24 protein-coding genes, 1 tRNA gene and 1 riboswitch are annotated in these 22,193 nt (G+C 36.4%); of the genes, 14 read left to right on the top strand and 11 right to left on the bottom strand.

Annotated elements, in window-relative coordinates:
- Window positions 1–130: 130 nt before the first annotated feature.
- Window positions 131–1,870: a transcription termination factor Rho gene (gene rho / locus Q0947_RS11165; protein WP_299397238.1), complete on the bottom strand. Its 1,740-nt coding sequence runs from the start codon at window positions 1,868–1,870 to the stop codon at window positions 131–133.
- A gap of 219 nt (window positions 1,871–2,089) precedes the next feature.
- Here rho and Q0947_RS11160 point away from each other — a divergent pair, with 219 nt between their 5' ends.
- Window positions 2,090–2,500: a DUF4293 domain-containing protein gene (locus Q0947_RS11160; protein ID WP_299397235.1), complete on the top strand. Its 411-nt coding sequence runs from the start codon at window positions 2,090–2,092 to the stop codon at window positions 2,498–2,500.
- 452 nt (window positions 2,501–2,952) lie between these two features.
- Here Q0947_RS11160 and Q0947_RS11155 read toward each other — a convergent pair whose 3' ends face one another.
- Window positions 2,953–3,444 (bottom strand): metallophosphoesterase family protein, encoded by a 492-nt coding sequence (locus Q0947_RS11155; RefSeq protein ID WP_299397232.1) that lies wholly within the window; start codon window positions 3,442–3,444, stop codon window positions 2,953–2,955.
- A gap of 224 nt (window positions 3,445–3,668) precedes the next feature.
- On the opposite strand from Q0947_RS11155, the gene truA reads away from it, so the two are divergent.
- Both truA and Q0947_RS11145 read left to right on the top strand, forming a co-directional pair.
- A complete protein-coding gene (gene truA, locus Q0947_RS11150) occupies window positions 3,669–4,418 on the top strand; it encodes a tRNA pseudouridine(38-40) synthase TruA (RefSeq protein ID WP_299397229.1) in 750 nt (249 codons plus the stop codon).
- Window position 4,419: 1 nt separating this feature from the next.
- Window positions 4,420–6,189, top strand: coding sequence for an ABC transporter ATP-binding protein (locus Q0947_RS11145; protein WP_299397226.1), 1,770 nt, complete (start codon window positions 4,420–4,422; stop codon window positions 6,187–6,189).
- A 75-nt stretch (window positions 6,190–6,264) separates the two neighbouring features.
- Here the strand turns inward: Q0947_RS11145 and Q0947_RS11140 are convergent, their stop codons facing one another.
- From Q0947_RS11140 to folP, 3 genes are read right to left on the bottom strand one after another with little or no spacing between them, the layout of a single operon-like run.
- Window positions 6,265–7,047, bottom strand: a complete 783-nt coding sequence (locus Q0947_RS11140; RefSeq protein WP_299397224.1) for a diadenylate cyclase — start codon at window positions 7,045–7,047, stop codon at window positions 6,265–6,267.
- Window positions 7,048–7,082: 35 nt separating this feature from the next.
- On the bottom strand, window positions 7,083–7,763 hold the full coding sequence (locus Q0947_RS11135; RefSeq protein ID WP_299397221.1) for a hypothetical protein: 681 nt from the start codon (window positions 7,761–7,763) through the stop codon (window positions 7,083–7,085).
- Window positions 7,764–7,766: 3 nt separating this feature from the next.
- A complete protein-coding gene (gene folP, locus Q0947_RS11130) occupies window positions 7,767–8,591 on the bottom strand; it encodes a dihydropteroate synthase (RefSeq protein WP_299397220.1) in 825 nt (274 codons plus the stop codon).
- Between the two features lie 163 nt (window positions 8,592–8,754).
- Here folP and Q0947_RS11125 point away from each other — a divergent pair, with 163 nt between their 5' ends.
- From Q0947_RS11125 to Q0947_RS11105, 5 genes are all read left to right on the top strand, one after another.
- On the top strand, window positions 8,755–9,297 hold the full coding sequence (locus Q0947_RS11125) for a DUF1599 domain-containing protein (protein ID WP_299397218.1): 543 nt from the start codon (window positions 8,755–8,757) through the stop codon (window positions 9,295–9,297).
- 50 nt (window positions 9,298–9,347) lie between these two features.
- Window positions 9,348–10,442, top strand: coding sequence for a BT_3928 family protein (locus Q0947_RS11120; RefSeq protein WP_299397215.1), 1,095 nt, complete (start codon window positions 9,348–9,350; stop codon window positions 10,440–10,442).
- Window positions 10,443–10,493: 51 nt separating this feature from the next.
- Window positions 10,494–11,243, top strand: coding sequence for a triose-phosphate isomerase (gene tpiA, locus Q0947_RS11115; RefSeq protein ID WP_299397213.1), 750 nt, complete (start codon window positions 10,494–10,496; stop codon window positions 11,241–11,243).
- 73 nt (window positions 11,244–11,316) lie between these two features.
- Window positions 11,317–12,153: a 50S ribosomal protein L11 methyltransferase gene (gene prmA, locus Q0947_RS11110; RefSeq protein ID WP_299397210.1), complete on the top strand. Its 837-nt coding sequence runs from the start codon at window positions 11,317–11,319 to the stop codon at window positions 12,151–12,153.
- 58 nt (window positions 12,154–12,211) lie between these two features.
- The gene (locus tag Q0947_RS11105) at window positions 12,212–12,487 is read left to right on the top strand and encodes an ATP-dependent Clp protease adaptor ClpS (RefSeq protein ID WP_299397208.1); all 276 of its coding nucleotides are present in this window, start codon (window positions 12,212–12,214) and stop codon (window positions 12,485–12,487) included.
- A 96-nt stretch (window positions 12,488–12,583) separates the two neighbouring features.
- On the opposite strand, the gene Q0947_RS11100 is transcribed toward Q0947_RS11105, so the two are convergent.
- The 5 genes from Q0947_RS11100 to Q0947_RS11080 form a co-directional block, all read right to left on the bottom strand.
- The gene (locus Q0947_RS11100) at window positions 12,584–13,990 is read right to left on the bottom strand and encodes an MBL fold metallo-hydrolase (RefSeq protein WP_299397205.1); all 1,407 of its coding nucleotides are present in this window, start codon (window positions 13,988–13,990) and stop codon (window positions 12,584–12,586) included.
- 145 nt (window positions 13,991–14,135) lie between these two features.
- Window positions 14,136–14,927 carry a sulfite exporter TauE/SafE family protein gene (locus Q0947_RS11095; RefSeq protein WP_299397202.1) on the bottom strand — a complete coding sequence of 264 codons (792 nt, stop codon included), beginning with the start codon at window positions 14,925–14,927 and terminating at the stop codon, window positions 14,136–14,138.
- A gap of 2 nt (window positions 14,928–14,929) precedes the next feature.
- On the bottom strand, window positions 14,930–15,343 hold the full coding sequence (locus Q0947_RS11090) for a DUF6691 family protein (protein WP_299397200.1): 414 nt from the start codon (window positions 15,341–15,343) through the stop codon (window positions 14,930–14,932).
- A gap of 86 nt (window positions 15,344–15,429) precedes the next feature.
- A complete protein-coding gene (locus Q0947_RS11085) occupies window positions 15,430–15,990 on the bottom strand; it encodes a YeeE/YedE thiosulfate transporter family protein (protein ID WP_299397197.1) in 561 nt (186 codons plus the stop codon).
- Between the two features lie 60 nt (window positions 15,991–16,050).
- Complete coding sequence (locus tag Q0947_RS11080; RefSeq protein WP_299397194.1) at window positions 16,051–16,686, bottom strand: Crp/Fnr family transcriptional regulator; 636 nt, start codon at window positions 16,684–16,686, stop codon at window positions 16,051–16,053.
- Between the two features lie 84 nt (window positions 16,687–16,770).
- On the opposite strand from Q0947_RS11080, the gene Q0947_RS11075 reads away from it, so the two are divergent.
- Window positions 16,771–16,844, top strand: a tRNA-Arg gene (locus Q0947_RS11075).
- 128 nt (window positions 16,845–16,972) lie between these two features.
- Here the strand turns inward: Q0947_RS11075 and Q0947_RS11070 are convergent.
- Complete coding sequence (locus Q0947_RS11070; RefSeq protein ID WP_299397192.1) at window positions 16,973–17,158, bottom strand: hypothetical protein; 186 nt, start codon at window positions 17,156–17,158, stop codon at window positions 16,973–16,975.
- Window positions 17,159–17,562: 404 nt separating this feature from the next.
- Between Q0947_RS11070 and Q0947_RS11065 the strand changes: the two genes are divergently transcribed.
- The 5 genes from Q0947_RS11065 (at window position 17,563) to thiC (ending at window position 22,192) form a co-directional block, all read left to right on the top strand.
- Complete coding sequence (locus tag Q0947_RS11065; RefSeq protein ID WP_299397189.1) at window positions 17,563–18,612, top strand: TlpA disulfide reductase family protein; 1,050 nt, start codon at window positions 17,563–17,565, stop codon at window positions 18,610–18,612.
- 110 nt (window positions 18,613–18,722) lie between these two features.
- Entirely contained in the window at window positions 18,723–19,160 is a 438-nt protein-coding gene (locus tag Q0947_RS11060; RefSeq protein ID WP_299397187.1) for a protein-disulfide reductase DsbD domain-containing protein, read from the top strand.
- A gap of 97 nt (window positions 19,161–19,257) precedes the next feature.
- On the top strand, window positions 19,258–19,716 hold the full coding sequence (locus tag Q0947_RS11055) for a hypothetical protein (RefSeq protein ID WP_366915502.1): 459 nt from the start codon (window positions 19,258–19,260) through the stop codon (window positions 19,714–19,716).
- Between the two features lie 154 nt (window positions 19,717–19,870).
- Window positions 19,871–19,967: riboswitch (TPP riboswitch) on the top strand.
- A gap of 111 nt (window positions 19,968–20,078) precedes the next feature.
- On the top strand, window positions 20,079–20,285 hold the full coding sequence (thiS, locus tag Q0947_RS11050; RefSeq protein WP_299397184.1) for a sulfur carrier protein ThiS: 207 nt from the start codon (window positions 20,079–20,081) through the stop codon (window positions 20,283–20,285).
- 47 nt (window positions 20,286–20,332) lie between these two features.
- Window positions 20,333–22,192, top strand: coding sequence for a phosphomethylpyrimidine synthase ThiC (thiC, locus tag Q0947_RS11045; RefSeq protein ID WP_299397182.1), 1,860 nt, complete (start codon window positions 20,333–20,335; stop codon window positions 22,190–22,192).
- Window position 22,193: the final 1 nt, after the last annotated feature.

Below are 22,193 nucleotides of genomic sequence, written 5' to 3'. Positions count from 1 at the left end.
AGCAATTTAATTGCCGCTCCCTTTTGCTATTGGTAATAATACGTGTTTTCTAAAATTAAAAGAATTGGTATAAAAAAAAAGCCCTAATCATCGGATATGGGGCTTTTATATAACTAGGATAAAGTGTTACCTATCCGTTCATAGATAATAAGAACTCTTCATTGTTTCTTGTCTTTTTGAATCTGTCGTTGATGAATTCCATAGCTTCTACAGGGTTCATGTCTGCAAGGTACTTACGCATCACCCACATTCTTTGAATCGTGTTCTCATCCAACAATAAGTCATCTCTACGAGTGCTTGAAGATGTTAAGTCGATAGCAGGGAAAATACGACGGTTAGATATTTTTCTATCCAATTGTAATTCCATGTTACCAGTTCCTTTAAATTCCTCAAAGATCACTTCGTCCATTTTAGAACCTGTTTCAGTTAATGCAGTTGCAATAATCGTCAATGATCCACCATTTTCGATATTACGTGCGGCACCAAAGAAACGTTTTGGTTTGTGTAACGCGTTAGCATCAACACCACCACTTAATATTTTTCCAGACGCAGGTTGAACCGTATTGTAGGCTCTTGCCAAACGAGTGATTGAATCCAATAGGATCACCACATCATGTCCACATTCTACCAAACGTTTTGCTTTTTCTAAGACGATATTGGCAATTTTAACGTGCTCATGTGCTTCTTTATCAAATGTAGAAGCAATCACTTCGCCACGTACATTACGTTGCATGTCTGTTACCTCTTCAGGACGTTCATCAATCAATAAAATCATTTGATAAACTTCAGGATGGTTGGCTGCAATTGCATTCGCAACATCCTTTAAAAGCATTGTTTTACCTGTTTTTGGTTGTGATACGATCATACCACGTTGTCCTTTTCCAATAGGAGAGAACAAATCCATAATTCTGGTAGAAATAGTACTTTGTCTTTCCGCAAGATTAAATTTTTCTTGAGGGAATAATGGTGTTAAATGTTCAAATGATACGCGATCTCTAACAACTTCCGGTTTTTGACCGTTAATTCTACTCACTTTAATTAAAGGGAAATATTTCTCACCTTCTTTTGGAGGTCTCACATGACCTAGAACGGTATCTCCGGTTTTTAAACCAAACAATCTGATTTGTGATTGCGATACGTAAATATCGTCAGGGGAGGAAAGGTAGTTGTAATCTGAAGAGCGTAAAAATCCATAGCCATCTTGCATGATGTCTAATACACCTTCACTTTCAATGATGGCATCGAATTCGAAATCTGGCTCTCTGTAACGGTTTCGGGTATCCTTATTTCCGTTATTTACTTTTGAATGTGCATGACTACTGTTGTCACGATTATTATTATCTCTTGCACTGGATTTATTCCCATTAGTGTCACTAGAACGCTGTTGCCTGTTGTCTTTAGGCTGAGGTTTATTAGTGTCCTTTTCTTTTGGGGTATGTTGTTTTTTCTCTCGGTGCTCAACCTTTTTAGGGGCAGGAGCATCTTTTTTAGTTGCGTCATTAGACGCTGCTATTGGAGCTTTACGTTCAGGTTTATTTTGTTCTGTTGGTTTAGCTTCTGGCTTTTTATCTTCAGACTTAACCTCAGCAAGCTCCATTTTTTGTTGTGCTTGTTCTGATGCTGGTTTTTTCTCAACACGCTCTCTTTTTTTCTTAAGAGGTGGTTTTGATGGCTTTGGAGTTTCGTCCTTAACCTCTGTAGGTGTTGCGATTTCTGATTTCACTACATCCGGATTGGCAGCTTGTACATCTAAAATTTGATATACTAAATCTAGTTTTTTGAGCGTACGGTATTTGGGTACATTAAGCTTTTGAGCTATCTCTTGTAAATCAGAAAGCTTCTTTTCTTTTAATTGCGAAATTTCAAACATGTATGTTATGAATATTGTTATAAATTGAAATAGGATTTATTCCGATGCTTATTATAGAATTAAGAAGAGGAAAAATCGAATGTAATTTTTGAAGATTTAACACCCTATGACTCTGCGAGTAACAGAATGTTACTGCAATAATACAATTTTATTTTAAAAATTGGGGTATGATTTAAAAAGAAACTGTTAATTTTGAGCATTAAATTTTTAGGATAACTCATGTTACAACGCATTCAAACCGTATATTTACTTATAGCAGCCATATTTTCTGCTGGCTTGATATTTGTGTTCCATTTGTGGACCAATGCTGACGATGTTGCTTTGTATGCAAAAGATGAAATGTTGTATTTAGCTATGTTTTTTGGATCTGCTGCATTATCTTTGATTTCTATTTTTAATTATAAAAACAGGAAGTTTCAATTTGTTTTGGGACGACTGAATATCATATTAAACTTTATTTTATTAGGATTATTTGTATATCAATTGCTAATGGCGCCTGGAGAAAGTCAAATTTCAGAGAAAGGCGTTGGGATTTTTATTCCTATTTTAACTATCGTGTTTTTGGTGTTAGCCAATAAGGCCATAAAAAAGGATGAAGATCTTGTAAAATCTGTCGATAGATTGCGATAAACCCTATATCTTAATTTTGTTAGTGCGTAAACCCGAGGTGAAGATCTCGGGTTTTTTTAGTGAAACCCAACACCCAAAAGCCGAAGGCGCATTGGGTGTTGTTGGTTGAACTATCCCGCTGTAAAGCGGGATCTCATCAGTAGTCTCATGATTCCAAAAGCCGAAGGCGCATTGGGTGTTGTTGGTTGAACTATTCCGCTGAAAAGCGGGATCTCTTAAAATTTAGTTGTTGATAAAAGCCGAAGGCGCATTGGGTGTTGCTGGTTGAACTATCCCGCTGTAAAGCGGGATCTGATTAAATTTCAACTGAAACTAAAAGCCGAAGGCGCATTGGTTTTGCTGTTTAAACCTATCTGCCGATAGGCAGGCTACCCGGCTGAAAAGCGGAATCTCATTAAGGCTTAACTATTTTTAAATAACTCACAACATCATGAAACATAAGGAAACACCTCCTACTTCTTAAACTCAATCACCTCCAAATTATCAATCTTGCTCCCATCAATTGTAAAACGAAGCATCGTCCTTACATTATGAAATCCATGTTTGCCTACTGCTCCAGGGTTCATGTGCAGCAGATTTAATTTTTTGTCAGGCATAACCTTCAAAATGTGGGAATGTCCACAAATAAAAAGCTTTGGTGGATGTTGATAGAGTAACTCCCTAACTCTTTGATTATACTTTCCAGGATATCCACCAATATGGGTTATAAAGACGTCCACATCTTCACACATAAATCGGTTATTTTCCGGAAATTCCATCCGTGCTTTTGTGTCGTCAATATTTCCGTAAACAGCTTTAAGGGGCTTTAGTTTTTTTATGGTATCCGTAACGGTTAAGTCGCCAATATCGCCAGCATGCCATACTTCATCAGCTTGCTTTATATGTTTAATAATCGCATCATCAATATAGCTATGGGTATCTGAAAGGAGCAGTATTTTTTTCAAGTTCTGGTGTGTTCTATAAATTTAATATGAATCCGTATAGGTTTATGTGACCTGTAAGTGTTTAAAACGGATTTCTCGTTATCTTTGCAAATCACAAAAATAGTCATTAAGTCATTAATCTATCTTTAAGTGGCGCAATATCCCGTGTCAGAACTTGTTTCTTTCAATGGGAAGCCAGTTAGAGGTATGTCTGATTTCAAATATTCAAATCTACCCAAGTCACATTGAGATATTTTATCGAATTGTCATATAACGGAAAAGCCTATCATGGATGGCAGAATCAGCCAAACGCAATTTCTGTGCAACAAGTTTTAGAACATGCATTGACCACTTTATTGCGGGCTCCTATTAAAATTATGGGCGCAGGCCGTACTGATGCTGGTGTTCATGCTTCTCAAATGTATGCCCATTTTGATATGGAGGAAGACTTTGATATTGACACGTTGATTTTTAAGATCAATTGGTTTTTGCCGCATGATATCGCCATCCACAGGATTTTTAGGGTTAGAGATAAAGCGCATGCGAGGTTTCACGCCGTCAGCAGAACTTATAATTACCGAATTTCTAATACAAAAAATGTATTTACGCATGATTTTGCCTATAAAATCCATTTGCCTTTAGATGTTGAAAAAATGAATGAGGCTTGCGAAATATTATTGCAGTATAAAGATTTTCAATGCTTTTCTAAAAGTAATACTGACGTAAAAACGTATTATTGTGATATTAAAGAAGCCTATTGGAAATTGAATGATACGGAATTGACGTTTACCATCACTGCCGATCGTTTCTTGAGAAATATGGTTCGCGCCATTGTAGGAACTATGGTCAATATTGGGTTAGGAAAGATTGAAGTTCAGCAATTGCATGACATTATTAAATCTAAAAGTAGGGGTGAAGCTGGTTTTTCGGTTCCTGCCCATGGACTGTATTTAACCGATATTCAATATCCAGATACCATTTATAACGCAGAATAATATGAGTGCCAAAAAGAAAACCAAAGTCTATGACGTGAGTCTTTTCAAGCGCTTGATGCAATATATCAAGCCTTATAAGCTTGTGTTTGCAATGACGTTACTGTTTGTGACGGGCTTGGCTGTTTTTGGAGCGTTAAGGCCTTACGTATTACAACAAGCCATTGATAATCATATTGAGCTTCAAAAGTATGATGGGTTTATGTACTACATCATCTTAATGATTGTCCTCTTGATACTTGAAGTGGTATGTCAATTGTTATTCATTTACAATTCCAGTTGGCTCGGTCAGTCTGTAGTTAGAGATGTGAGAGTGAAGCTTTTTAAGCACATTATGAGTTTTAAAATGAAATATTTTGATAACTCTTCTGTGGGTGTTTTGATTACCAGAACGGTGACGGACATGGAGCGTATCTCAGATATTTTTGGCGAAGGACTTTTTATGATCTTTAGTGATATTCTTAAAATGATGGTTGTGGGCGGCGTCATGTTATTTATGAATTGGAAGCTTGCTTTAATGGTGTTTACCACGTTGCCACTTGTACTTTTCGCTACGAAAATCTTCCAAAAATATATGAAGATTGCTTTTGAAGATGTGCGTAATGAGGTGTCTAACCTTAACTCCTTCGTGCAGGAACGCGTTACGGGAATGAAAATATTGCAACTGTTTACAAGAGAAGAAACTGAATATAGAAAGTTTAAGGAAATTAATGCGCGCCATAAAAAAGGATGGTTAAAAACAGTTTGGTATAATTCGGTATTCTTTCCAATTGCCGAATTTTTATCGTCGCTAACTTTGGGACTTGTGGTTTGGTATGGCGGAATTAATATTTTGTCTGACGATTTAGCTTCACAGGGAGATTTGTTTGCATTTATAATGATGATTCCAATGTTGTTCAGACCGTTGAACCAAATCGCTAATAGGTTTAACACCTTACAAATGGGGATTGTTGCTGCCAACCGCGTGTTTGACGTGTTGGATACGACCTCCCAAATTGACGACTTAGGAAAAATTGAAGCAGCACATTTCAAAGGGAATATCAAATTTGAAAATGTACATTTTTCATATATCGATGACGAAGAAGTTTTAAAAGGGATTTCCTTTGATGTAAAATCCGGACAGACCATTGCCATTGTTGGCGCTACAGGAGCGGGGAAATCGACTATAATCAATTTGCTCAACCGATTTTATGACATTCAAAAAGGGAAAATTTATATCGATGATATTAATATAAAGGAGATGACATTGACGTCATTAAGAGCTCAAATTGCAGTTGTTCTTCAAGATGTGTTTCTTTTTGCGGATACTATCATGAACAATATCACGCTGAATAATCCTGATATCACTGAGGAACGTGTAAAGCAGGCCGCTAAAGATATTGGTATTGACGAATTTATTATGAGTTTGCCAAATGGCTATGATTATAACGTTAAAGAACGTGGCGTGATGCTTTCGTCCGGTCAGCGCCAGTTGATTTCATTTTTAAGAGCCTATGTGACCAATCCGAGTATATTAATTCTGGATGAAGCGACTTCTTCTGTAGATTCCTATTCGGAACAATTGATGCAAATTGCCACAGAAAAAATTACCAAAGGAAGAACGTCTATCGTTATTGCACACCGATTGGCGACCATTCAAAAAGCAGATCGTATCATTGTAATGGACGCTGGTCGAATTGTGGAACAAGGCACCCATCACGAATTACTTCAAAATAAAGATGGCTATTATAAAAATCTTTATGAGGTGCAGTTTTTAAAGACAGAAAACGTCTAAGTTACGACGTCCTTTTTTCTGAGGATTCATAAATGACAGCGACTGATTTAAGAAATTCGCGACCGTATGAACGGGTTAAGCCAAGTCTTTTTTAATCATATCTATAAGTTCTGTATTGTCTATAAACATTACAAATTCGCCATTTTTTATATAGGAAACTTGACCAGTTTCTTCACTTACAACAATAGCTAAGGCATCTGTTTTTTCTGTGATTCCCACGGCCGCTCTATGGCGTAATCCAAAACGAAGCGGAATATTTCGCTCATTACTTACCGGAAGAATGACACGGGTGGCTTTTACGGTATTATTGGCAATCACGATGGCGCCATCATGCAACGGGCTATTTTTAAAAAATATACTTTCAATAATAGGTTGGGTAACCGCAATACTCATTTCATCACCTGAACTTGTTAAAAAATCGAGGTTGTTACTGCGCTCCAAAACAATTAATGCACCCGTTCTGGTAGATCCCATTTTCTGACATGCGGAAATAAGAACATCTACATCCGTTTGAACTTGTTCTTCGGTTCTTAAGAAATTAAGATGCTTCAAAAATTTACGTTTATTACCGAAATTCGTAGAACCTACCATCAATAAAAACTTCCGAATTTCTGGTTGGAAAACGACAATCAAGGCGATAATTCCCACATCCATAAAACCACTAAAAATAGTACTCAAAAGTCCCATTTTTAAGAATGTGGTTAATTTCCAAACAAAGTAGATAATGATGATACCAATAAAAATATTAATGGCAACGGTACCCTTTATGAGTTTGTAGACGTAATATAAAAGTATGGCAACGAGGAATACATCTATAAAATCTATGATGCCGAAATCCCAAAATTTAAGTTGGTCCAATACTGAAGTGTTTTTGTAAAATTAAAAAATTATGACTAATAAATAAACTCGTTATCGTTGAGCGTAATTTTAGATGAATCTATCTGAGACAAAATCGATTTAAATGAAATATAGTCCTGAAACGACAACTTATTGTTGATGTTTAAAATGATCTCATAAGGCCCATCTTTTGGTAAATTTTCGATATCTGATTTTAGCGATTGCAATGTAGATTTTTTGAGAATAGAATCTTTTAAAATCGTTACTAATTTAATGTCATTCGCATTTCTAAAATCCATAATAATTTTATTTTCTCGCGGATTTTGATAGTCTGAACCTACATTTGGAGAGACATGATCAGTTTTGTAAATGACATCTGTAAAATCTATAAACCCAAGATTTTTTATACCCGTATCATTACATGTGTAATAATTCCTGGCATTTTCATTTTTATGGACTTCTGCGTTTCGCTTCTTATTCTGCAACTGGATAATCTTCGGAATTACCTGTCCTAAAGTGAGCCGTTTGTCAACATTTACCAGCCAATTGGTCGTGCTGATTAAGTTGCCTCTGTTCAGTTCAATGCTATCTGTTTTGGTTTCATCATAAAAAAGATAGGCGGGAGAAACATCATTGACTTCTGTAATTTTTGCACTGGTTATTTCAGGTAATAAAACTGATTTTTCTTTGGAACAGGAAAAGGTCAACACAATTAAAAGTAGCAGTATGTTTTTCATGACTTATGCAGTTAGTTGTTGTGTAAGTTGAATACATTCCATGGCTTCTTTAACATCATGGACACGCAAAATTGAGGCGCCTTGCTGAAGGCCAATAGTGTTCAAAACGGTGGTGCCGTTAAGCGCCTCTGATGGGGACGTCTTTAACGGCTTATAAATCATCGATTTTCTTGAAAAACCTACCAAAACAGGTTTCTCTAACATCTTAAAAGTATTCAAATGCTTCAACAATTCATAATTTTGAGCCGTGGTTTTAGAAAATCCAAACCCAGGATCTACAATCACATCTGCAATTCCTAAGGCCCTTGCGGCTGCAATGCGCTCAGAGAAATAAAACAGAATATCCTTTACCATGTGGTCATAAGTCACATGTTGTTGCATGTCCTGCGGCGTACCTTTCATATGCATCATCACATACGGAACTCCAAGTTTTTCGACGGTTTCCAACATCTTGTCATCCATTTTTCCGGCAGAAATATCATTGATAATACAAGCGCCTGCCTCAACGGATTGTCTCGCAACTTCGCTTCTAAACGTGTCGATGGATATAAGAATATCAGGAAATGTGGTGGTCAGCACTTTTAAAATAGGAAGGAGTCGTTGTAATTCCTCAGCTTCATTGATGTGGACTGCATTGGGTCTTGAACTATAAGCGCCAATGTCTATAAAAGTAGCCCCGTCATCCAGCATTTTTTCAACCTGTTTTAAAATATCGGTTTCATTTTTATGGACACCGCCATCATAAAAAGAGTCCGGGGTAAGATTTAAAATACCCATGACTTTTGGAATGGTCAAATCAATAAGCGCTCCGTTGCAGTTAATGGTCATTAAATTATCTCCGATTTTATTGGTTAAATTTGATGTTGGCAGTGTTTAAAATTCAAATTTATTGCGATTACCTAAAATTTAGTTCTTTATCCACAAAACTTTGAACCCTGAACTTTGAACTCTGAACAATTTAGGCGAAATTTACGCAAAATTACCAGTTTCTATGCAAGATACCTCAAAACAATACGATGCTGTTATTGAAAAATGCAAAAATCTTTTTGTAAATAAAATGTCCGATTATGGAAGTGCTTGGCGCATTTTAAGGCTGCCATCATTAACCGATCAAATATTCATTAAAGCACAACGCATCAGAGGGCTGCAGCAAAACGCTGAGCGAAAAGTAGATGAAGGCGAAGAAAGCGAATTTATCGGTATCATAAATTATTGCACGATGGCACTTATTCAATTAGAAAAAGGTGTGGTTGAAAAGCCAGATCTTTCTGTGGAGGAAGCTACAAAACTTTATGACGAAAAAATAGCGGTTTCTAAGGAGCTTATGATGAATAAAAATCATGATTATGGAGAAGCTTGGCGCGATATGAGAGTGAGTAGTTTGACTGATCTTATTTTGCAGAAATTACTCAGGGTAAAACAAATTGAGAATAACGCTGGCAAAACATTGGTTAGTGAAGGCATTGACGCTAATTATCAGGACATGATCAATTACGCCGTTTTTGCCATGATTCATTTAAACGAATCAAAATAAATAATAATTGAAAGTTGCGCTTTTTGAGCAAAAAAAAATAAAAGTATAGTATGAAGATTTTAGTTTGGATTAGTAGAATAATTGTTGGTCTCCTTTTTGTAATCTCTGGCTTTATTAAGCTGAATGATCCTTTAGGATTTGCTTATAAACTTCAAGAATATTTCAGTGAGCAAGTATTAAACATTCCGTTTTTGGAACCTTATGCGCTCGGCATTGCAATAATTGTAGTCGTGTTTGAAGTCGTTTTAGGTATTTTCCTGCTCATGGGTTATAAACCGAAGTTTACGGTTTGGAGCTTATTGCTGATGATTATCTTCTTCACATTCCTTACATTTTATTCGGCATATTTTGATAAAGTTAAAGACTGTGGCTGCTTCGGAGACGCCATGCCGCTCACACCATGGGAAAGTTTTACCAAGGATGTCATCTTGTTATTCTTTATCATCATCCTTTTTATCGGTGTAAGACATATCAAACCAATATTCAATAAACTTGGTACAACTGTTGTGGCACTCTTAAGCTTTTTAGCGTCACTTTCTTTTGCGTATTATGTGCTTATGCATTTACCTGCAATTGATTTTAGAGCCTATAAAATTGGCGATAACATTCAAGAAAACATGCAACTGGGACCTGATGCGAAACGTGCCATCATTGATTATCAGTGGACGTATACCTTAGATGGGGAAGAAAAAGTATTGACAGACCGCGGGCAAGGGCCAGCAAAATACGATGAGATTATCAACGTGGAAACCAAAGAAATTCAAGCAGCGGATCTTCCTAGAATCCAAGACTTTTCTATTGAAACTGCGGATGAGGATTTAACGATGCACTTCCTTGAAATGGATAAATTGGTGATGATTGTAGCTTACAATTTGAAATCTTCAGAGAAAGAAGGTATGGCAAAATTGAAAGCTTTTTCAGACGAAGCTATTAAGAAAGGATATACTGTAATTGGGATGACCACTTCAGATGAAGCGACTAAACAAAACATTAAGGCAGAATACAAATTGGACTTTGAGTTTTATCTGTGCGATGAAAAAGTACTGAAAACCATTGTACGTGCAAATCCTGGTGTGGTGATCTTAAACAAAGGCACGGTGATGCAGAAAAAGCATTGGAACGACATCGAAGAATTAAAATTATAATAGTAACTAAAAACAGAAATCCTTTCGTTTGAACTGGATTTAGAATCGGATATGAGAAAAAATATAGTAGCAGGAAATTGGAAAATGAACAATGATTTGGCGGAAACCGAAACATTGATCACAGCACTTAAAATGCAAAATAGCCCATCAGATGTTGAAGTGATGATTGCACCCGCATTCACAAATCTTTGGCAAGCGTTCAATACTTTAAAAGACCATCCTATTGAAGTTATTGCGCAAAATATGCACTTTGCTGAGTCTGGTGCTTATACAGGTGAAGTTAGTGCGGCGATGCTTAAAAGTATTGGCGTTAAAACGGTTATTTTAGGACATAGTGAACGTCGTGCATATTTTAACGAAACTGATGAAATTCTAGCGAAAAAAGTAGATGCGGCGTTGAAGAACGATTTGCGTGTTATTTTCTGTTTTGGTGAAGAATTAAAAGATAGAAAAGCTGATAACCACGAAACAGTGGTTGGCAATCAAATCAAAAATGCATTATTTCATTTAGATGCATCGGCATTAAATAATATCGTTTTGGCTTATGAGCCTGTATGGGCTATTGGTACTGGAGAAACAGCAAGTCCTGAACAAGCTCAGGATATGCACGCTTTTATCAGAAAAACATTAGCTGCTAAATACGGTGCTGATTTTGCCAATGAAGTTTCTATTTTATACGGTGGTAGTGTAAAACCAAGCAATGCCAAAGAGATTTTCTCTAAACCAGATGTGGACGGCGGATTGATTGGTGGTGCAGCGTTAAATGCTGACGACTTTTTTGCTATCGCCAACGCATTCTAAATTTAATAATATTACGTTTTGAGGTGCTGAGACGTTCAGTCCGTCAATTAAAATAACTAATTGTATATCATAAATGTCAAATACAATCTATATAGGTTATCAGTTTAAAGTGAACCCTTTGCAACCGGGAACAGAGATTCTAATTGCAGAATTGGGCTATGCAGGCTTTGAGAGTTTTGTGGAAACTGAAGAAGGCGTTACGGCGTATATTCAAAAGGACGAATGGAATGACGCTATTCTTGAGGATATTCAGATTTTGGATTCTGACGAATTTGAAATCACCTATACCTTTGAAGATATTGAGCAAACCAATTGGAATGAGGAGTGGGAGAAGAATTTCAACCCAATTATAGTTGATGATGTGTGTTCAGTACGCGCACCTTTTCACGAAAAACCAGACACGGAATATGATATCATCATTGAACCGAAGATGAGTTTTGGAACAGGGCATCATGAAACTACACATATGATGATTCAGCATATCCTAAAGAATGATTTTAAGGATAAATCAGTTTTAGATATGGGCTGTGGTACTGGTGTTTTGGCTATTCTTGCTGAAATGAAAGGCGCAAAACCTATTGATGCCATAGATTATGACAACTGGTGTTATTTGAACAGTTTGGAGAATGTGGAGCGCAATAATTGCGAGCATATTACCGTATTGGAAGGTGATGCAAGTTTATTGAAAGATCAAAAGTATGATGTGATTATCGCGAATATCAACCGAAATATTCTTTTAAACGATTTGGGTGCGTATGCCAAGTGTCTGAATCCGAATGGGACCATTTTCTTAAGCGGATTTTACGATGATGATATTCCTGCCATTGAAGAAGAATGCAATAAACAAGGGTTGACCTACGTTGAAAGATTGGAAAAAAATAAATGGGTTGCGCTAAAATTTGTAAATTAGTAAGGCTTAATACTTTAATTATGAACTACAGATTGATTTCTGTACAATGAAGAAAAATATGAGTACTAAAGAGAAAATTCAAGAGGACCTTCTCGTTGATACCCTAGAGCAAAAATTGAACGAGATTGTGTTGTACAATGATGATGTCAATACGTTTGACTACGTTATTGATACGTTAATCTATGCGTGTGATCATACGCCAGAGCAAGCAGAGCAATGTTCAATATTAGTGCATTACAAAGGAAAATGTACTGTAAAAACAGGTTCTTATGAAGAACTTGAGCCACGCTGTTCAAAACTTTTGCAAGCTGGATTGAGCGCAGAGATTGTTTAGAAAAATAGTATTATAAAATAAAAGACCTCACACGTTTTAAACATGTGAGGTCTTTTTTTATTTTAAGATGTTACTTCAGTTCTAAAACCAAGTGTTTTATAAGGTTGATGGGCAAACAAATTCCGTGGTCGGTAAATCTGTGTTTTTTATTGCTGCAAATCCACCTGCGATATCTACCAATTTATCAAATCCACGAGCTTTTAAAATGGATGCCGCAATTACAGAACGGTATCCGCCAGCACAATGCACATGGTAAGTTTTCTTTGGATCAATTTGACTCATGTTCTCGTTGATAAGATCGAGAGAAAAATGTTGCGAGTCCTCTAAATGGGATGATTTATATTCGCCATCTTTTCTAACATCAAGAATGTTCAGGTTTTCTGACTTTGCTTTATTGGCAAATTCATCCGCCGAAATGGATTCTAGAGTGCCAACGTCTTTACCGGCAGCTTTCCAAGCGTCAATCCCGCCTTCTAAATACCCAAGCGTGTTATCATATCCTACACGGGACAAACGTGTAACTGCCTCTTCGCTTTTACCTTCAGGAACTACCAAAATTAACGGTTGCTTCAAATCGGTTATTAAAGCACCAACCCAAGGTGCAAATTGTCCGTTCAAGCCGATAAAAATAGAATTAGGAACATGGCCTGCAATAAAATCCTGTTGTGTTCTCACATCCAAAACTAAAGCATCTTCATGATTTGCCATCGCTTCAAAATCCTCTGGACTTAACGGTACATTTCCTGTTTCTAACACCTGTTCAAAAGCATCGTAGCCCGTTTTGTTCATCATTGCATTTTTTGCAAAATACTGAGGCGGAGGTGGCATGCCATCCAAAACTTCTTTAATGAATTCCTCTTTAGTCATATCAGCACGAAGCGCATAATTGGTTTTCTTTTGATCGCCAATAGTGCCCACTGTTTCCTTGCTCAAGTTTTTTCCGCACGCAGAACCTGCTCCATGAGCTGGATAGACAATAACGTCATCCGCCAAGGTCATTATTTTTGTGCGAAGGGAATCGTAAAGCATTCCTGCTAAATCTTCTTTCGTCAAATCAGATTTAATAGCTAAATCTGGTCGGCCAACATCACCTAAAAACAACGTGTCTCCAGAGAAAATGGCATGATTGTTTCCATTTTCATCAATCAACAAAAATGTTGTCGATTCTAATGTGTGTCCTGGTGTATGCAACGCTTTAATAGTGATTTTTCCAATTTTGAATGTTTCACCGTCGGTAGCAGAATGAATATCATACGAGGTTTCAGCTCCTGGGCCATAAATAATGGTGGCGCCCGTTTTGTTCGCTAAATCCACATGGCCAGAGACAAAATCAGCGTGAAAATGCGTTTCAAAAACATATTTAATTTTTGCATTTTCAGCGTTTGCTTTATCAATATAAGGTTGAATTTCACGTAATGGATCAATGATTGCCACTTCACCTTCAGATTCAATATAATATGCACCTTGTGCCAAACAGCCTGTATATATTTGTTCTATTTTCATAAATTTAATGTTTTGTATCGCTTCAAAAATTATAGGCATCATTACTATTTCAAATTCCGTTATAGGGGAATTATTTTTAAGCTTTTATAATACTTCAAAGATACAAAATCCGAAGCAGAGGCAATGTAACCTTAGTTACCATAGCTTAGGTCAATTCCATATACATGATGTAACATGCCATGATTAAGGTGAAAAATCCGAAACCACGTTTTAAACTCTTATTGGAAACATATTTGGAAGCATAACCTCCAATGATAATCCCGATAATGGTTAACCCTGAAAACATAAGTAGGAATAACCAATCAACGTCTATATTTTGAATGTCGCCTGTAAACCCTATAAGCGAATTTAAAGTGATGATAACCAATGATGTGCCGACGGCCTTCTTCATTGGAAGATTCGCCCAAAGTACCAATGCCGGAACATATAAAAATCCACCTCCAGCACCTATCAATCCCGTAACGGTTCCAATAACAAGACCTTGAATAAAGGTTCTGTAATAAGGTTGTGATTGATGAGGGCCTTCCACTTCTTTTCGTGTTCTGATCATCGAAATTGATGATAACAACATGATGATTGCAAAAAACAACATGATGGCCACCTCTTTTGTCAAGGAGAAATTATTCCATTCGAAAAACAAATCGGGTAGGGCAGGCACCAAATAGCGTCTCGTTAAATAGACGGCAATAAATGAAGGGAATGAAAATATTAAACCTGTTTTAAAATCGACAAGTTTCTTCTTGTGCTTTTGGAGGGTTCCTACCAAGGAGGACGACCCAACGATAAATAAAGAATACGCTGTAGCGATAATAGGATTAAATCCCATCAGGTATACTAAAATCGGTACGGTTAAAATAGAACCACCACCACCAATAAGCCCTAAAACAAAGCCAACAAATAATGCTCCTATAAAACCAATGATGTATAGTGTATCCATAATTAATGAGGTAATTTATCTCTTAACACACCGTATACGTAAGTACCTAAAATAGCAGCTAAAATGACGATGATTATTGAGAAAACGCCGGTTCCAACGAGGATGTACATTGGTCCAGGACAAGCCCCAGATAGCGCCCAACCCAATCCGAAAAGGGTGCCTCCAACAATATAACGTACCAAGCCTTTTTCTTTATCAGGTACACTCATGAAGCCACCTTCAATATTTTTAAACTTGAATTTTTTTGTGATTAACATCAACAGAACTCCAGTGATTACTGCAGATCCGATAATGCCATACATGTGAAACGATTCGAAGCGGAACATTTCATAGATGCGGTACCATGAAACGGCTTCTGATTTTACGAGTACAATTCCGAAGACAACTCCAACGAATAAAAATTTTATAAATTTCATCTGTGTATTTTTATGTGATTTAATGCCAATGCTATCTGCAATAACGGTTTCAGTTAATTTGAGATGAGCAAAATGGGCAATTTATGTTAACCGAAAATTAAAGGGAATAGTAAATGGATCATAATCAATCCGCCAAGGAAAAATCCAATTACGGCAATTAATGAAGGTACTTGTAAGTTGCTCAAACCAGTAATGGCGTGACCAGAAGTACAGCCACCAGCGTAACGTGTTCCGAAACCAACCAAGAATCCTCCAATAATTAATATTGACAATCCTTTTAAACTTAAGACAGCATCCCAGCTATAAAGTTCTGCTGGCAACAAAGATTTTCCAACATTTTCGAATCCGTATTGCGAAAGACTTTCAACAGTTACAGGGTTCAAATCCATATCTGTTGGTACAGAAAGCAAAAAATGAGCGATAAATCCGCCAATAACGGCACCCAATACCACTGTTAGATTCCAGCGTTGCGCTTTCCAATCGAAATCAAAGAATTTTGCTTTTTTTCCAGCACCAGCAATGGTACAGAAGGTTCTTAGGTTTGAAGACATTCCAAAGGTTTTCCCAAAGTAAATAAGGGTAAACATAATAAGTGCCATCATCGGGCCTGCAACATACCAAGGCCAAGGTTGTAAAATGTAGTCCATATTAATTTATTTTAAGCAAATGTAAAGGTAGCAAACGAGTTGGTTTGTAATAATTGTTACTTAAAAGGCGATAACCTCAATTTTGTTGCGACTTAAAATAATTTTGCCCTCATTTTCGAGTTGTTTTAATAGTCTCGAAATGACCACTCTTGAGGTATTTAAATCTTCCGCAATCTCCTGATGGGTTTTAGATATTGTTTCAGAAGCGTTCAATTTGACGTGGTCATTTAGATATTTAAAAAGACGCTCATCCATTTTCATGAAGGCTAGCGTGTCAATGGTTTCGAGCATTTCATTAAAGCGAATCTGATAACTCTGCAAGATGAAATTGCGCCAACTTTCATTGGTATGAAACCATTCGGTCATTTGCGCATTCGGAATCATAATAACACTAGAATCTTTATCGGCAACGGCTCTAATTTTACTGCTCGATTTAGCCATGCAGCAGGTTAAGGACATGGAGCAGGTGTCTCCAGATTCTAACACATAAAGCAGGAGCTCGCTTCCGTTAAGGTCCTCACGCAATACTTTGATGTTGCCCTTTAGTAAAAGCGGCACGTGCGTAAGGTCTTGACCGATATCCATAATGATATCGTCTTTTCTAAAATGCTTAATAATGCCGTATTGTGATATGCTTTTGATGATGGATTCATCAAATTGATACTTGAATGGTGCTAAAAACTCTTGGTTTATCATAGTCCAAAAATAAACAATTAGAATTTTCTAAAAATTATTTGGTACTAATTTAATAAAATTACTATATTTGCACCCACTTAAAACGGCCTCGTGGCGCAACTGAATAGCGCACTTGATTACGGCTCAAGAGGTTACTGGTTTGAATCCAGTCGAGGTCACAAGACGCTTTAAGAAAAAGCACCAAAACCATGCAAACACTATGTTTCGCATGGTTTTCCTGTTTTTAGGCATACATTTAAATTGATATTAAATCATTCAAAGTGTCTGCTATTCGGTTACCTCGAGTTCAAAGTGTCTGCTCAGCAGACAAATAAAGGATTACTTCTTTCAGCGTCAATAGGCCGTGCAAACACAACCATGATGATGTTGCTTCCACATTTGGTGCCACATAAAAGGAAATATCATAACATTCCTGCCCGTAAATTGTGTTTGGCTTCAATGCCATCGGATATATACTGATTGAAAATTTCATCAATAACAAGGATTATTGTTTTGATGATGTCCTTGGCGAAATTCTAATTTCTTGATATGATCTTTTCAAAGAGAAAAGAGTAAAGACCCATTGCACCACAAACCTCAACGCAGCAAAAATCATAGAGCGTTATGGAGAGTGTAAGCTCGAGAATGAGAGAGCTTTATAATTTGGTGAGTTTTGATGCGGCTAGTAAGGATAAGAGAACATGAATTAATTCGATGGTAATCAAGTTTCGCATTTGCATTGAATATCCACGCATTTAAATAAAACAGAGAATCTGTCTGGTTTTCAGTAAAATATAAAGTAAATATGGAACATGTGTTTATATAAATGCTAAATTGGCAGTATAATGAACATTATGTTGATTATATAATAGTTGCCTGCAAGCTAAAAAAAAACTTATGAAAAACATTTTTACAATTCTAATTATCTGCTCCTTTATTAGTTGCAAAGTAAATCCGAAAAACGAAACAACAGAAAAACAGTCATTTACTCTTACAGGAACAATAAATGGTGATTATTCAGACTATATATATTTGAATTATGGAACTATAATAGATAGCGTAAAAGTCATAAATAATAGTTTTGAATTTAGAGGCGTTGTCGAGAAACCTGTTCAAGGGGCGTTAAACTTAAAACCACCCGCATATTCACATGTGGTATATCTTGAAAACAGCAACATTTCAATTCAAGCTGATTTTGAAAAGAAAATTCTGAACGAAATAGATCATAATACACTTAAAATAAATGATGTTAAAGGTTCATACTACGCTAAAATTCAAAAGGAATATGCGGAATTTTATCAAACTAATCAGAATAAGGAAAATTTTAATTCTTTGCTTTACGATAAGCTTAAAACATTTATTGAAGAAAATAAAAATCATCCATTTAGCGGAGTAGTTTTAGGAGAAATTGCGGCAATTAATCCTGTTTTAACAAAAAACGAACTTTTAGAACTTTATGCAAAAATTGACACAACTCAACAAGATAAAGATTATTTGGAAATGTTTGAAATGGGAATTAAAAACCTAGATAACTACGGAGTAAATAAACCGTTCTTGAAATTTTCTTTACCAAATACTAAAGATAATGATATTAACATAACATCGTTTTTAGGAAAAATAATATTGGTTGACTTTTGGGCTTCTTGGTGTGGACCTTGCAGAATAAAACATCCAGATTTGATAAAACTCAAAAAGAAATTTGAAGATACAAATTTTGATATTGTTAGTGTTTCTATTGACGATAATAAAAAGAGTTGGATTCAAGCCATTGAAAAGGATAATCTTAATTGGACTAACTTAATTGATATAGACAAGAAAGTAAATGATGAACTCGGAATTCCAGCAATTCCATTTAATTATTTGATAGACGAGAATGGAATTGTTTTAGGAGTTAACTTATCGATTATAGAAATTGAAAGAATAGTAAGTGAAAAAGCCAGCATGTAAGGTCTGTGGCGAAACATGCCACGGCTCAAGATGTACAACAAACGTTGTGTAATATAACCGTGTATTGCCAAATTATAACATTTAAGTAATAATTATATTTAACGAATAATATGAAAAAAATAATTTATTTACTACTCTTAATAACAACTGCGAGTTACTCTCAAATCCTTGAACCTGTAAAATGGACAACAGACATAAAGAAAATTTCGGATTTTGAATACGATTTAATAATAAACGCAAACATTCAAACAAATTACCATTTATATTCACAAAAAGTTCCAGACAATGGACCACGTCCGACAATATTTATTTTCGAAAAAAACAGTAATTATGAATTAATTGGAAATACAACCGAAGGAAAAGGTCATACCGTTTACGACCCGATATTTAAAATGAACGTTAAATATTTTGACACAAAAGTTACTTTTAAACAGAGAATTAAAGTAAAAAATAAAAATAACTTCCAAATAATTGGGGAAATAGAATATATGACTTGTAATGATTTAAATTGTGTTCTTGGTTATACAGATATTGAATTTAAGATTTAAAAGTAGAAGAAAAATACTATACACAACACATTGCACAAGCTATAGCCTGGTCTGTGCTCACTTGTAAAATCCTGCGGATTTTCTACAGGCTCGGTCAATGAACTATTTTAGTTGTTTGCAACCGCATTCGGGCATTGCACAGCTGAAAATTATTATGAAAACCCATAACATCATTATTGAAAAATACAAAGCATCAATGACATTACAAGAATTAGTAGGGGACTACTCCATAATAGGTAAAAATCAAGAAGACACTGAAATTACCTACAAAGGCATTCTATCTTTATCCTTAAACGAGCACAATAGAATCCGCGCAAAATGGCTCATAAACGATGTCCAAGTACAACAGGGAACAGGATTTTTTAAAGACAATATTTTGGTGATTAATTTTAACTATCACGGTGAAAATCTGGAGATATATAAAGGCGTTGCCGTATACCGTTGCCTAACAAAGGATGTATTGGACGGCTTTTGGTCAGAAAAACACGGTGACCCATCATTTCTTGGTGAAGAACAGTGTTTTAGAATCAAGACCGAAACACAATTAGTCGATTAGCAATAAAAGAAGACCTTTGAGGTCCTAAGGTTTATTAATATAGAATTGCCAAGTTCTACAATCATCCTGCAATTTATTGCGAACACAAGTTTCACACTAGAATATTAAAACTATACAGTGGAAGTTCAAATATTTTTATATGTTTGTACAGTACTGTAAACTTTAGGGGTGTTCTAAAACTTTAGAACTGAGAAAAACCCTTTGAACCTGATCTGGTTAGTACCAGCGAAGGGAAAAGTTGAGGCATATTTATAAAATATGTATTTATACTTTCCATGATGTAAGCCTATTTTGGGCTTAGTTTCATTTCATTTGTTTTTCTCTACATTCCCATTTTTACAGCATATTAAAAAATATACTGTATGATGATTACAATTAGCGTTAATGGGAAATCATTAAAAATCAATAGCGGTTTCAATATTCTACAACTGCTTAATCAATTAAACTCGCCTCAAGACGGAATTGCTGTTGCTGTGAATAATTCTATTATTCTAAAGGAGTTATGGGGTACTCGACTGTTAGCGTCTGATGATAAAGTTTTAATAATTCAAGCTACTCAAGGTGGATAAATTCTTTACACCTTCAAATAGATCTTAATAATAGACCATATACTACCATGAAAAACAAGGACACAGCACCGAAAGAAGGGGGCGTTACAAGGCAACCCTTTCCAAACTCCAAAAAGATTTACATTAAAGGTCAAATACATCCCCAAATTAGGGTGGCTATGCGCGAGATAGCACTTAGTGACACCAAGGATACCCTCACTGGGAAGAAAGTACCCAACGAACCAATTACCGTATATGACACTTCCGGACCATATACAGATCCTAATGTGGAAATTAATGTGCACAAAGGAATAGAAAGGATCCGTGAGCCATGGATTTTAGAAAGAAATAATGTCGAGCGATTGGAGCATTTTTCTTCAGAATACTGTAACCAACGTTTGGCTGATAAAAGTTTAGACCACATGCGTTTTTCATCCATAAAAAAACCTCTACGTGCCAAAAACGGAGAAAATGTAACGCAACTGCATTATGCCAAAAAAGGAATTATTACTCCAGAAATGGAGTATATCGCCATTCGTGAGAATCAACGCATCGATGAGATTACCGAAATTAGAAAGCAACATAAAGGCGAGCATTTTGGAGCCTCTATTCCTGCTAAGATTACGGCCGAATTCGTTCGTGACGAAGTAGCAAGAGGGCGCGCCGTTATTCCGTCTAATATTAATCATCCAGAAGCTGAGCCAATGATATTGGGTAGAAATTTCTTGGTGAAAATAAACGCGAATATTGGAAATTCCGCTACAACATCTTCCATTGAAGAGGAAGTAGAAAAAGCTGTTTGGGCCTGTCGTTGGGGCGCAGATAATATTATGGACTTGTCCACGGGTCAAAATATCCACGAAACCCGAGAGTGGATCATTCGCAATTCTCCAGTACCGGTGGGAACTGTACCAATTTATCAAGCATTGGAGAAAGTAAATGGTGTTGCTGAAGATTTAACTTGGGAGATTTTTAGAGATACCTTGATAGAGCAAGCAGAACAGGGCGTTGATTATTTTACGATTCATGCGGGCGTATTATTGCGTTATGTACCTATGACTGCCAATCGTGTAACCGGAATAGTTTCAAGGGGAGGGTCTATTATGGCAAAATGGTGTCTGGCGCATCATAAAGAAAGTTTTTTATACACTCATTTCGAGGATATTTGTGAGATTCTGAAACAGTACGATGTGGCAATATCACTTGGAGATGGGTTGCGTCCCGGCTCTATTGCAGATGCTAATGATGAAGCTCAATTTGCTGAGTTGGAAACTTTAGGCGAGCTAACAAAAATTGCCCGTAAACATGAGGTTCAATGTTTTATTGAAGGCCCAGGTCATGTGCCAATGCATATGATCAAGGAAAATATGGAAAAGCAAATTGAAGTTTGTGACGAGGCTCCTTTCTATACTTTAGGACCATTGACCACTGATATTGCACCAGGATACGACCATATTACTTCCGGTATAGGGGCGGCCATGATTGGTTGGTTTGGATGTGCCATGTTGTGTTATGTGACACCAAAAGAGCATTTAGGATTGCCTAATAAAGAAGATGTACGTGTAGGGGTCATCACTTATAAAATAGCGGCGCATGCTGCCGATTTGGCAAAAGGTCATCCTGGAGCCCAGCACAGGGACAACGCGTTGAGTTCAGCTCGCTTCGAATTCCGTTGGGAAGATCAATTTAACCTAGGATTGGATCCTGAGCGTGCACGCGAGTATCACGATGAAACATTACCGGCAGATGGCGCAAAATTGGCCCACTTCTGTTCTATGTGTGGACCAAAATTCTGTTCTATGAAAATATCGCAGGAAGTGCGTGACTTTGCAGCTAAAAATGATATTGTGGACAATGAGGTCATTCAAATTGGAATGGCGGAAAAATCAAAAGAATTTAAGGATAAAGGTTCAGAAGTTTACTTGTAAA

Source organism: uncultured Gelidibacter sp. (genome assembly GCF_947500795.1).
Classification (GTDB): domain Bacteria; phylum Bacteroidota; class Bacteroidia; order Flavobacteriales; family Flavobacteriaceae; genus Gelidibacter.
The sequence above is the reverse complement of the archived record's forward strand: the minus strand, read 5'-3'. Positions and strand labels throughout refer to the sequence as shown.